This is a genomic window from Furfurilactobacillus curtus (assembly GCF_045862785.1).
GTDB lineage: Bacteria > Bacillota > Bacilli > Lactobacillales > Lactobacillaceae > Furfurilactobacillus > Furfurilactobacillus curtus.
The window spans coordinates 280680-293138 of the sequence record NZ_BQXO01000003.1 but is presented as its reverse complement, the minus strand read 5'-3'; the positions used below and the strand labels follow the sequence as shown (position 1 = coordinate 293138).

Annotated in this window: 11 protein-coding genes and 1 pseudogene; 9 read left to right on the top strand and 3 right to left on the bottom strand. The window is 44.7% G+C overall.

The window, feature by feature from the left end; translation table 11 throughout:
• Positions 1-159: 159 nt before the first annotated feature.
• From tsaB to tsaD, 4 genes are read left to right on the top strand one after another with little or no spacing between them, the layout of a single operon-like run.
• Positions 160-882 (top strand): tRNA (adenosine(37)-N6)-threonylcarbamoyltransferase complex dimerization subunit type 1 TsaB, encoded by a 723-nt coding sequence (tsaB, locus tag ACKTR2_RS07190; protein ID WP_407883982.1) that lies wholly within the window; start codon positions 160-162, stop codon positions 880-882.
• On the top strand, positions 866-1471 hold the full coding sequence (rimI, locus tag ACKTR2_RS07185) for a ribosomal protein S18-alanine N-acetyltransferase (protein ID WP_407883980.1): 606 nt from the start codon (positions 866-868) through the stop codon (positions 1469-1471). Before tsaB ends, rimI (ACKTR2_RS07185) begins: the two co-directional genes overlap by 17 nt.
• Positions 1458-1943, top strand: a complete 486-nt coding sequence (rimI, locus tag ACKTR2_RS07180; RefSeq protein WP_407883978.1) for a ribosomal protein S18-alanine N-acetyltransferase — start codon at positions 1458-1460, stop codon at positions 1941-1943. Before rimI (ACKTR2_RS07185) ends, rimI (ACKTR2_RS07180) begins: the two co-directional genes overlap by 14 nt.
• Positions 1927-2973: a tRNA (adenosine(37)-N6)-threonylcarbamoyltransferase complex transferase subunit TsaD gene (gene tsaD, locus ACKTR2_RS07175; protein WP_407883976.1), complete on the top strand. Its 1047-nt coding sequence runs from the start codon at positions 1927-1929 to the stop codon at positions 2971-2973. The genes rimI (ACKTR2_RS07180) and tsaD overlap by 17 nt, the downstream gene beginning before the upstream one ends.
• A 151-nt stretch (positions 2974-3124) precedes the next feature.
• Here the strand turns inward: tsaD and ACKTR2_RS10660 are convergent, their stop codons facing one another.
• Together ACKTR2_RS10660 and ACKTR2_RS10655 are read right to left on the bottom strand one after the other, a co-directional pair.
• Entirely contained in the window at positions 3125-4360 is a 1236-nt protein-coding gene (locus ACKTR2_RS10660) for an ABC-F family ATP-binding cassette domain-containing protein (RefSeq protein WP_456237531.1), read from the bottom strand.
• A gap of 180 nt (positions 4361-4540) precedes the next feature.
• Positions 4541-4981, bottom strand: a pseudogene (locus tag ACKTR2_RS10655) (ATP-binding cassette domain-containing protein); the annotation flags it as partial.
• A gap of 465 nt (positions 4982-5446) precedes the next feature.
• On the opposite strand from ACKTR2_RS10655, the gene ACKTR2_RS07165 reads away from it, so the two are divergent.
• The 5 genes from ACKTR2_RS07165 (at position 5447) to ACKTR2_RS07145 (ending at position 11746) form a co-directional block, all read left to right on the top strand.
• Positions 5447-6106, top strand: a complete 660-nt coding sequence (locus ACKTR2_RS07165) for a redox-sensing transcriptional repressor Rex (RefSeq protein ID WP_407883972.1) — start codon at positions 5447-5449, stop codon at positions 6104-6106.
• A 276-nt stretch (positions 6107-6382) separates the two neighbouring features.
• On the top strand, positions 6383-6667 hold the full coding sequence (gene groES, locus ACKTR2_RS07160; RefSeq protein ID WP_407883971.1) for a co-chaperone GroES: 285 nt from the start codon (positions 6383-6385) through the stop codon (positions 6665-6667).
• Positions 6668-6727: 60 nt separating this feature from the next.
• Positions 6728-8359 (top strand): chaperonin GroEL, encoded by a 1632-nt coding sequence (gene groL, locus ACKTR2_RS07155; RefSeq protein ID WP_407883969.1) that lies wholly within the window; start codon positions 6728-6730, stop codon positions 8357-8359.
• 394 nt (positions 8360-8753) lie between these two features.
• The gene (locus tag ACKTR2_RS07150) at positions 8754-10589 is read left to right on the top strand and encodes an APC family permease (RefSeq protein ID WP_407883967.1); all 1836 of its coding nucleotides are present in this window, start codon (positions 8754-8756) and stop codon (positions 10587-10589) included.
• 266 nt (positions 10590-10855) lie between these two features.
• Complete coding sequence (locus tag ACKTR2_RS07145; protein WP_407883965.1) at positions 10856-11746, top strand: phosphate ABC transporter substrate-binding protein PstS family protein; 891 nt, start codon at positions 10856-10858, stop codon at positions 11744-11746.
• A gap of 58 nt (positions 11747-11804) precedes the next feature.
• Here ACKTR2_RS07145 and ACKTR2_RS07140 read toward each other — a convergent pair whose 3' ends face one another.
• Positions 11805-12449, bottom strand: a complete 645-nt coding sequence (locus ACKTR2_RS07140; RefSeq protein ID WP_407883963.1) for a YigZ family protein — start codon at positions 12447-12449, stop codon at positions 11805-11807.
• Between the last annotated feature and the right edge of the window lie 10 nt (positions 12450-12459).

The following is a 12459-nucleotide window of genomic DNA, read 5'->3' as shown; positions in this document are numbered from 1 at the left end:
TTAAGTGATGCGCCTGACCGTTATCAAAAGTTGTTGTGATTAACCTACGTCTCACGCAGACTCTGATTGTGTCTAACTAGGGCAAACGCTGGTTTTGTGTTAAGATAATGGCTGTTTAAGAAACTATGTAAATGGAAAGTTAATTGATGAAGGAGATCCATGAAGGTATTAGCATTTGATACGTCCAACCGGCCAATGAGCGTGGCTTTATTAAATGACGATCAGGTGGTGGCAAAGCAAACGACGGCCACGCAACTTAATCATAGTGTCCAGCTGATGCCAACGATCTCGGCGTTAATGGCTGAACAAGGCTGGCGCCCGCAGGATTTAGATCGGGTGGTTGTCGCGGATGGTCCGGGTTCTTATACGGGATTACGGATTGCGGTGACAACTGCTAAAACACTGGCGGCCACGTTAAGCCTTGAACTGGTCGGTGTTTCGAGTTTAGCGGTTATTGCAGCTGGTGCGCCAGCAACTGAACAATTGATTAGCCCGATTTTTGATGCGCGGAACACGCAGCTGTACGCTGGCGTTTATCGATTGATTGATGGACAATTGACTTCAGTAGTTGCCGATCAACATACGGATATTGCAAGTTGGCAGACGACGCTACATCAGTTAGGCGAGCCAGTCACCCTAATTGGTGAAACCAGCCGCTATCAAACAACCCTCGATGAGGCGCTTGGCGATCAAGTAACTTACGTGTCCGGTGATGCCAATTTACCTGATGCCGGGCGCCTCGGGTTATTAGCGCGGCATCTGCCACCAGTGCAAGATGTGGATCAATTCATTCCAAATTATTTGCGGCTCTCGCCTGCTGAAGCCCAGTGGGCCGCTGCTCACCCAGGAGAAAAGCACACGGATTATGTTGAAGAAGTGTAAAACTGCATTGGAACAATGGTATCGGCACCACTTTGCCCGAGAAGTGCAGGAACAGCAAGCTGAGGATCTGGATATCAAGAACCATCATTTGACGATTCGTGACACCCAGTATTTTTTAGGACGCGCTCAGTTTCCTGATGTGCCGGAAATCGTCGAAGTGGAACGGGAAGTGTATGATGGTAAGACACCATGGGATGCTCAGGCGTTTGCTAACGAATTAAAACGAAAACAAGATCGTTTGTATTTGGTCATTCGTAAAAATGATCATTTATTGGCTTTCGCGGGCTGTTCTTTCGATCTACAGCGGCAAGATGCTCACATTACCAATATTGCGGTCTTACCTGATTGGCAAGGCAATGGTCTGGGTGAATTTTTGATGCGTACGTTAGTTCGTAAAGCTCGCCATATGGGGATGCGACAAGTAACCCTTGAAGTTCGGAAGAGCAATTTGCGTGCCCAACAGCTTTATCAAAAATTGGGTTTTAAACAGACTGGCATTAAACGTGGTTATTACTTTGGGGATCATGAGGACGCCTTGGACATGCGATTATCGCTCAGTCCGGCGGTTGAAAATCATGACCAAAGCTAGGGCACAATTGACTGTATTTAAACCAACTGATCCATTAGCTGACGCAAAAACAATTTTTGAGCTCGCTCAGGCGGCTTACACAACGGGGGCACCATGGCCACTGGCCGTGATTGCCGAAAATCTTGTAGCGCCGACGAGTCAATATTGGCTCGCCCAAGTGGCTAATCAACCGGTGGGATTTCTCAGCGGTGGTTTCGTGATTGATGAAGCCGAGTTGACTAATGTTGGCGTGGTTAAGGATTGGCAAGGTCATGGGATTGGTCGACAGCTTATTTTGCAGTGGCTGACAACACTACCTAAAAATACGGTTGTTACGCTCGAGGTTCGAGTGCACAATCGAGCAGCAATCGGCTTGTATCAAAGTTTGGGATTCAGCAAAATTGCAACGCGAAAGCGCTATTATAATCGACCGGTTGAAGATGCACAGATTATGCAACTCATCCGAAAGGAGCATCATGTTGGAGACAAATGAACGTGAATTGATTTTGGCTTTTGAAACTAGTTGTGACGAAACCAGTGTGGCGGTTGTCGAAAATGGCAACCGCATTTTAAGCAATTTTGTAGCCACCCAGATCAAGAGCCACCAACGCTTTGGCGGTGTTGTTCCTGAGGTGGCTAGCCGCCACCACATTGAGGAAATTACGATCGGCATTCAAAAAGCGCTTATTGAAGCACAAGTCACACCAGCCGAGCTGACGGCGGTTGCCGTAACTTATGGACCCGGATTGGTAGGATCATTACTAATTGGGGTGACTGCTGCGAAAACATTTGCTTTTGCTCATGAGCTACCGTTAATTCCGGTTAATCATATGGCTGGTCATATTTATGCGGCTCGCTATGTGGAGCCATTGGTGTTTCCATTATTAGCGTTACTTGTTTCCGGTGGTCACACCCAAATCGTGTACATGAAAGCGGCCAATGAATTTGAAATCATTGGTGACACGAGAGATGACGCAGCTGGTGAAGCTTATGATAAGGTTGGCCGCGTGCTTGGCATCGCGTATCCTGCTGGTAAAGAGTTGGATCGTCTGGCTCATTTAGGTCAAGATACATTTAAATTTCCACGGGCGATGATTCACGAAGCCAACTACGACTTTAGCTTTAGTGGTCTTAAAAGTGCGTTTATTAACACGGTTCACAATGCGGATCAACGTGGCGAAACGCTAAATCGAGAAAACCTAGCGGCGAGCTTTCAGGCCAGTGTGGTGGATGTGTTGGTAGGCAAGGTGATAGCGGCTGTGCAACGTTATCCCGTGCAACAATTAGTTTTAGCAGGCGGTGTGGCCGCCAACCATGGTCTTCGCGAAGCTTTGAGCGAGCAATTGCCTAAAGTGGTGCCCAACACACGATTAGTGGCGGCACCATTGGCTCTGTGTGGCGATAATGCTGCTATGGTTGGGGCCGCGGCACATGTGGCATTGGCACAAGGTGTTCGAGCAGACATGACCTTAAACGCTGATCCAAGTCTAGAATTTCCTTGGGCAGCTGGTGTGGAAGCATAGTCATCGCCGTTTCTTGCAAAAAAGGATGAAACCACGGATTTACTCCGAGATTTCATCCTTTTTTGGTCGAATGAGTGATTGAATCATTTGAGTCTAAAAACTTCGTAACTGGTAAAATTTGTGAATCACTAGACATCTGTTGAACGGGTGCTTAATCTAAATGATGATTTTGGTTAAATTGTTCCAACGTCTCACTGGCCACTGTCCACTGTTGTTCGATTGTTTCATTTTCTTGATTAAGGGCGTCTAGTTTATGCTGTAAATCGGTCAGCTTCCCGATATCAGCTGCGTTTTCAGGCGCTTGCATTGTGGTGGTGACCTGACGTATTTCGGCATCTAGTTGGTCAATCTGTTCTTCCAATGTGTCGACTAAGCGTTGATGCTTTCGCTGCTCACGTAGGTCGGCTTTGCTAGCTTGGTAGGCCGTGTTAGCAGCGTTAGTCGTGGGTTGTTGATTAAGCTCACTTGGGGTTTGCTGACTCAAGGCAGCTTGATAGTCATCATAATCACCCTCGAACCAGCGCGTACCACTAGCAGATAGTTCAACGACTTCGGTTGCGACTTGATTAATGAAGTAACGGTCATGTGAGACGAATAAGACGGTGCCCATAAACTCATTGAGCGCTTCTTCAAGCACTTCTCGTGAATCGATGTCTAAGTGATTGGTGGGTTCATCTAGAATCAAGAAATTGTCGTGATCGAGTGACAGCTTGGTTAAGGACAACCGCGCTCGTTCACCCCCACTTAATGCGCTAACAGGTTTAGCAACATCATCACCAGTGAACAGAAAACTGCCTAATAGTGTTCGAATTTCACGTTCTGCCATGGTTGGATGGTCATCCCAAATTTCATTTAAAACGGTCTTTTCATCATGGAGAACGGCTTGTTCCTGATCGTAGTAACCAATGGTGACATTGGCTCCAATTTTGATCGTGCCTGCTAAAGCTGGTCGCTGCGATAAAATTGTTTTTAAAAGCGTCGACTTACCAACGCCATTTGGTCCGACAATACCGACTGCATGCTGTTTAATGACGTTAAGGTCAATATGATTCGCTAATGGCATCTCGGCAGTATAGCCAATCTGCAAATCAGCAACTTTCAAGACTTCTTTGCCACTGTCATGCTCAGGCTGGAAGCGAATGCGAATTGAACGATCATCATCCTTTGGTGCTTCTAGGCGATCCATTTTGGCTAATTGTTTGCGACGGGCCTGTGCTCGTTTTGTTGTAGAGGCGCGCACGATATTTTTATTAACAAAGTCTTCCAATGCACTAATTTGGGCTTGCTGTTTGTCAAACGCACGTTGTTGTGTTTTGATACGCGCTGCTTTTTGTTGTAGATAAGCAGAATAATTTCCTTTGTAGTGAGTGAGGGTGCCTTGGTTCATGTCATAAATAGTCGTAACCACATGGTCCAGAAAGTATCGATCATGAGAGACAATCAGGACAGCTCCGGGATATCCCTTAAGATAATCTTCCAGCCAAGATAGGGTTTGAATATCTAAGTGGTTGGTCGGTTCGTCTAAAATCAGTAAGTCTGGTTGCTGCAATAAGTACTTTGCTAAGGCTAGCTGTGTTTTTTGACCACCTGAAAATTGCGTGACGTTGCGATCATACGTATCTTCATCAAAGTGAAAGGCATGTAAGACACCGCGGATCAGGGCTTGATAGCCATAACCATTGTGGTCGCTAAAATTTTGTTGTAGTTGATCATATTCGCTTAAATAACGGTGGTAAGTCGTACTTTGATGATCTGCTGTGGGATCCGCAATCAGCGCTTCTAATTCGTGTAATCGATGTTCTTGTTGACGCTGTAAACTAAATACAGTGAGCATCTCGTTCCAGACAGTATTATTTGAAGTTAGCCCGGCATCTTGGGGGAGGTATCCCACCGTAACTGCTTTACCAGTGGAGATGGTGCCAGCATCAGGTTCATTTAAGCCTGCAATCATTTTTAATAAGGTTGATTTGCCAGCGCCATTGCGACCAACTAAGCCGACACGTGCGTGATCTTCAACCGTCATAGAGACATTTTCAAATAAGGTATCGGCGCCGAAACGACGTGCGACTGCTTGTACTTGGAGAACATACATAGTCGAAAACTCCTTCACTCATCAAACGATTTCATAACTACCATTCTAACATGTCGAGCAATGAAGCGGCATGGGTTACCAAGCGGCTGCGCTGATTGAGCTTGTGAAACAAGTGGTTGGTAAAGGATTAATGACGATGATTATAAAAGTTCGTGATTTTAATTAATATCAACAGTACGAAGTTTTAGGAAAAAGACAGTCGATTCAAAAGCTTTCAGATCAAGGTAAATCAGGATTTTATTAAGCCAAACGGCAAGAAACTTTGTGAAAGAAACAGATAAAAGAATGAAATTTACTTCACAATAAGTGACCCTATGCTATAATTGGTCTACACATTAGTTTCACAAGCGATACTAATCGAACAAAAAGGAGTGAACCGTCGTGGCCGAACAACGAATTCCACGTGCGACAGCAAAACGGCTGCCGATCTATTACCGTTATTTAAACATTTTATTGGATGCGGATAAGACCCGCGTTTCTTCAACCCAGTTATCGGAGGCGGTTAAAGTCGACTCTGCAACTATTCGTCGCGACTTTTCATACTTTGGTGCCCTCGGCAAAAGAGGCTACGGTTATGATGTTGCAAAGCTCATTGAGTTCTTTAAAAAGATTCTGAATCAAGATCAATTGACCAATGTTGCATTAGTTGGGGTGGGGAATTTAGGCCATGCATTATTGAACTTTAATTTTCATCAAAACAGCAATGTTCGTATCAGCGCAGCCTTTGATGTTAACGACAATATCGTAAACACAGTTCAAAGTGGTGTGCCAATTTATCCATTATCAGAAATGGGCCGTCAATTGCAGGATCAGCAAATCTCGATCGCCATCGTAACCGTTCCAGAACGTACAGCACAGGATGTGACGGAACAATTGGTTAAGGCCGGAATCAAGGGGATTCTGAACTTTACGCCACGTCGCTTGTCTGTACCTGACTCAGTGCGGGTTCAAAACGTTGATTTGACTAATGAATTACAGACACTCATTTATTTCATTGATCATTATGCTGAGATTCTACCAACTGAGGGTGAACAAGGATAAACAGTTGTGATTATTAGCTGAATACAAAAGGATGAACGTCGGTTGCTTTGCGAAGTGACTGACGTTTTTTTAAGCATCGCCCAGCTTAATCCTTATGCCTTGTTGACAGCTATCAATTAGCAGTGTGGGTCCGGGGCTGCTAATTTTTTTGACTAAGTTTGACCAAAAGCCTTGCATTCAGAATCGGGGATGGTTATTATAGACCTTGTTGTTAGCACTTAGACATTAAGAGTGCTAAAAGCGTTTATTTCAACGAAAATTATTGGAGGGATTAACGTGTTAAAACCATTAGGAGATCGTGTTATTTTACAAGCTTCTGAAGAAGAAGAACAAACCGTTGGCGGTATTGTCTTGGCAAGTAATGCGCAAGAAAAACCAACGACTGGAAAAGTTATCTCTGTCGGTGCTGGCCGTGTATTGGACAACGGTGACTCTGTTGCACCATCCGTTAAGGAAGGCGACACAGTAATGTTTGACAAGTACGCCGGGACCCAAGTGACTTATGACGGTGCAGATTACCTAGTTCTCCATGAAAAAGATATTGTCGCAATTGTTGAATAATTTTCGACCTAAATTGCGTAAATAAAGACGAAATAAAAAATAGTTGAGGTGGAAATTCACATGGCTAAAGATCTAAAGTTTTCTGAAGATGCCCGCAGCTCAATGCTTGCTGGGGTTGATAAATTAGCGAACACGGTTAAAACCACACTTGGACCAAAAGGTCGCAACGTTGTACTTGAACAAAGTTATGGTTCACCAACCATCACTAATGATGGTGTAACGATTGCTAAAGCAGTTGAATTGGCTGACCATTTCGAAAACATGGGTGCAAAGTTGGTTGCTGAAGTTGCTTCTAAGACTAATGACATCGCTGGTGACGGGACGACAACTGCTACGGTGCTCACACAATCCATCGTAAACGAAGGCATGAAGAATGTGACTGCCGGTGCCAACCCAGTTGGGATCCGGACAGGGATTGAAAAAGCGACCAATGCAGCCGTTGATGCTTTACACAAGATGAGCCACGACGTCAAAACTAAGTCAGACATTGCTCAGATTGCTTCGATTTCGGCTGCAGATCCAGAAGTTGGTGAATTGATTGCTGACGCAATGGAAAAGGTTGGCAATGATGGCGTTATCACCATTGAAGAATCTAAGGGGATCGAGACTACTTCGGATGTAGTTGAAGGGATGCAGTTTGACCGTGGATACATGAGTCAATACATGGTTACCGATAATGACAAGATGGAAGCTGACTTGGATAACCCATACATCTTGATCACGGATAAGAAGATTGCTAACATCCAAGACATTTTGCCATTACTGCAATCAGTTGTTGAACAGGGCCGTGCTTTACTGATCATCGCTGATGACATTACTGGTGAAGCATTGCCAACGTTAGTCTTGAACAAGATGCGTGGTACGTTTAACGTCGTTGCTGTTAAGGCCCCTGGCTTTGGTGATCGGCGCAAAGCGCAGTTGGAAGATATTGCTGCTTTGACTGGTGGTACTGTGATTACTGACGACCTCGGCTTGAACTTGAAAGACACGACTGTCGAACAGTTGGGTCAAGCTGGTAAAGTTACTGTTACCAAAGATAACACGACGATCGTTGAAGGCGCTGGTAACAAGGCCGACGTTGACGAACGGGTTGCCAACATTCGAACTGAGTTAGAAGCAACGACTTCAGACTTCGACAAAGAAAAGTTACAAGAACGTTTAGCTAAGTTATCTGGTGGGGTTGCCCGAATTAACGTCGGTGCTGCAACTGAGACCGAATTGAAGGAACGTCGTTACCGGATTGAAGATGCGTTGAATGCGACGCGAGCCGCAGTTGAAGAAGGCTTCGTTTCTGGTGGTGGTACTGCATTAGTTAACGTTATCGAAGCAGTCGCTGCATTGGAAGAAGAAGGCGACGTTCAAACGGGAATTAATATTGTTCTGCGTGCGCTTGAAGAACCAGTGCGTCAGATTGCTGAAAACGCTGGTAAAGAGGGCTCAGTGATCGTTGAAAAGCTGAAGTCACAGAAACCAGGGATTGGTTACAATGCTGCAACTGATGACTGGGTGGACATGGTTGATGCTGGGATCGTGGACCCAACCAAAGTAACACGGTCAGCCTTGCAAAATGCTGCGTCCGTTTCCTCCTTATTATTAACGACCGAAGCCGTTGTGGCTGAAGAACCAAAGCAGGATAACGGTGCTGATGCAGCAGCTGCTGCTCAAGCTGCTCAAATGGGCGGTATGATGTAGGCTAAAACGCCAACCGTTGATTGATTAAGACTGTTTAATAAACAAGGTGCTCACCAATTTTAGTTGGTTGAGCACCTTGTTTGCATTTATCACGTAATCTGTTTAATTTGGACTAGCTCTTGTCTAACACCTTTTAATTTAGTCGAAAGGGAATATCTAATTACGATTGTTTCTATTGCTTATCAGTGTTCGACAACAATGACTTGTTTGACACTAATTTTTCACATGGCCTTTATGCAAAATCTAGTGTAAGATAAGTTAGCTGAAAGCCGCAGAATATTGCTGGCTTTTTTGACGTTTGTGGGCGAGAAATTTGTGACGCAAATGTCGTTGTCAGTAACTTTAATTTATAGAAGGTAGGTGCAATGTTGTACCTGCCAAAGGGAGTTTCAAAATGTGGCGGTATTTAAAGCGATTGCTCATTGGTAAACCGCTAAAAACTTTGGATGAAGGCGGTCAGGCACTGACCAAATTTAAGGCCTTGGCGTTGCTTTCATCAGATGCATTGTCCTCTGTTGCGTACGGGACTGAACAGATCACCACGGTGTTGGTCACATTATCGGCAGCAGCTATTTGGTTTTCTTTACCAATTGCCGGCATTGTCCTCATTTTGTTGTTGGCGATCACGTTGTCTTATCAACAGATCATTCACGCATACCCATCAGGTGGGGGCGCCTATGTGGTTGCGACGACTAATTGGGGCCGTCCAGCTGGGCTAGTGGCTGGTGGATCCTTATTGGTGGACTACATGCTGACCGTGGCCGTTTCGGTAACATCAGGTACCGAAGCGATCACCTCAGCAATTCCAGCCTTATATCATCATCAAGTAGCAATCTCGATTGTTATCGTGTTATTTGTGATGACGCTGAATTTGCGTGGTATGAGTGAATCAGCCAACTTCTTGACGATTCCGGTATATTTCTTTGTGGTCATGATTTTAATCATGATTATCGTGGGAATTTATAATATTGTGACTGGTCAAATTACCTATCATGCCACTGCGGCAGTCGGGGCTCCCGTCCAAGGAATGACGGCGTTACTCTTTATTAAAGCCTTTAGTTCAGGTTCGTCTTCATTGACTGGGGTGGAAGCAATCAGTAATGCGGTGCCAAACTTCAAGAAACCAAAAACGAATAATGCAGCGGCGACATTAGCCATCATGGCCACGATTCTTGCGTTCTTCTTCGGGGGGATCACCTTTATCAACTACTGGTTAGGGATTAAGCCGATGGCGACTCAAACCGTGCTTTCACAAATTGGTGTCGGCATTTTTGGTCACGGCTTGATGTATTACTTGTTACAAACAGCCACTGCGATGATTTTGGCCGTTGCAGCTAACACTGGGTTTTCAGCGTTTCCAATTCTGGCCTTTAACTTGGCTAAGGATAAGAACCTGCCACATGCCTACATGGACCGCGGTGATCGACTAGGCTATTCCAACGGAATTATCACCTTGGCCGCCGGTGCGATTGCATTAATCGTGATTTTTAATGCTCAGACGACGTTGCTAATTCCGCTTTATGCGGTCGGGGTCTTTGTCCCATTTGCGTTATCACAATCAGGCATGATTATTCATTGGCGTCGAGAGAAGACTGGCTTTTGGCAAGGGAAAGCCTTTATTAACTTTGTCGGGGCATTCATATCTGCAGCCATTGCGATTTTCTTATTTGTGACTCGTTTTGGCAATGTTTGGCCTTACCCGCTGGTGATGGCCTTGCTTATGTGGGTTTTTCATAAAATTCATCAGCATTACAAAACGGTTGCTGAACAATTAAGGGTTGCCGAAAATATTGAAACAGCTCCTCATCACTACGATGGTGCGACCGTGATCGTTTTGGTTTCTAACGTTACTCGAGTTACCAAAAATGCGATTGACTATGCTGAATCAATTGGAGACTACGTCATTGCGATGCACGTGTCCTTCGATCAAAATCCAAATAAGGAAAAAGAAACCGTCACGGAATTTAAACGGGATTTTCCTAACGTCCGTTTCGTTGATATTCACTCATCGTATCGCTCCGTTTCTGGGCCGGTTTTGCGTTTCTGTGATGTTATTGCCAAACGAGCGGCTGAGCGTAATTATACGACGACTGTTTTGGTCCCGCAGTTTGTACCACGACGACCCTGGCAAAACATTTTGCATAACCAAACAAGTTTACGGTTAAGGTCTGTATTGAATTCACGCGAAAACATCATCGTTTCAACCTACAACTATCATTTAAAACAGTAAGCATTTGCCTGATTAAATCAGGCAATAAGTTTGGTGCTGGGGATGCTTATCAAAAAGCGAGCGGGACATCAGCCGGTAAACGACTTATGTTCCGCTTTTTGGTGGTTTAGCACTTGTTTTTGTCTCAACCGCCTATTTAGCGATATTTACGTATTGTTTACGTAAACAATACAGCTTCATCATGATCATTTTACATTGCCTCAGTATGCTTAATGTACCGAGTCAGTTGTCGCTGATTTCGGCAATAAGAGAGAAGAGGTTGAACCATGAAAAAAGCAGTTTTAGCGAGTGTACTTGGGTTAAGCTTAGTTATGACGTTAGCAGGGTGCGCATCAGACAAAAAGAGTAGTGCAGCCCAAGCTGATCAAAAGCTGTCGGGGAAAGTGGTTGCAGTTGGATCAACCGCTTTACAACCATTAGTTGAACAAGCTGGTCAAACCTTTCAAGAAAAAAATAGCGGTGTTACCATCAATGTCCAAGGTGGCGGTTCTGGCGCCGGCTTAGGTCAAGTTCAAAAAGGAGCAGTTAACATCGGCAATTCAGATTTATTTGCCGAAGAACAAAAAGGACTTGATCGGACAGGGATGAAGGACCATAAGTTTGCGGTTGTTGGGATGGCTCCAGTTGTTAATAAAGATGCCGACGTGAAAGATATTAGCAAACAACAGTTGATTGATATTTTTACCGGTAAAATCACGAACTGGAAAGAAGTTGGTGGGGCTGACCAAAAGATTGTGGTTATTAATCGGGCCAAAGGATCAGGCACCCGAGCAACATTTGAAAAATATGGGCTCGATGGTGCTCAAGCAATGCAAAGCCAGGAACAAGATTCTAATGGAACCGTTCAAAAGATCGTTGCTACGACGCCTGGGGCCGTTAGCTACTTAGCCTTTTCCTATGTCAAAGACACGTTACAACCGTTGTCAATTGATCGTGTCGCCCCAACCGATGCCAACGTTGCAACAAACAAATGGCATATTTGGTCGTATGAACACATGTACACCAAAGGCAAAGAAAGTGCGACGACTAAGGCCTTCCTGACCTACATGACGAGTTCGTCGGTTCAAAAGGGATTAGTGAAAAAATTAGGCTATATTCCATTGACGAGTATGCAAGTCAATCGAACTGTTGACGGCGCGGTGCAAGATCGTAAATAAATCGCTTTAATTTAAACCAAAAAACTGATCATGTGACTTCGGTGAAGAAATCACATGATCAGTTTTTTGATTGATAAGGGATCCACGCGGTGGTTGGCATTGTCTCGAGAATTTGTGCGCGACCGTTGGTTTGATTCATTAAATCAGTTTCAAAAGTGTCGTCGGACGATTCGAGTAGAAGTGTTAAGGTAACGGCTGCGCCATAATCGACATGATCAATGTTGACGACCCGCTCAGTGAGCCAATTCATCAGCGGCTCAGCTTGATCATAGTTGAGGGAGATTTGATACGCAGTTAATGATTGTCGTTGCAAACGCGGGGCTTGATTGACTACGAGACTAGCTGAGCTACCGTATGCACGAATCAGGCCACCAGCGCCTAGTTTGATGCCGCCAAAAAAGCGCGTGACAATGATAATGACGTTGTGCAAATTGTCATTCGTTATAACATTTAACACTGGGGAAGCAGCTGTGCCACTTGGCTCACCATCATCGCTTTGCCGGGTAATTTCATTGTGGTCGCCTAAGACATAAGCGTACACGTGATGGGTTGCTTTAGGCAGTGATGACTTAACCTCGTTAATGACTTGATTGGCGGCAACTTCAGAGGAAATTGGTGCAATGGTAGCTATGAAACGTGATTTCTTAATCGTTTGTTCGATGGTTGTTTGTTGAGCAACGGTGATTAAAGTGGGTTGATCCATTGAGATTTTC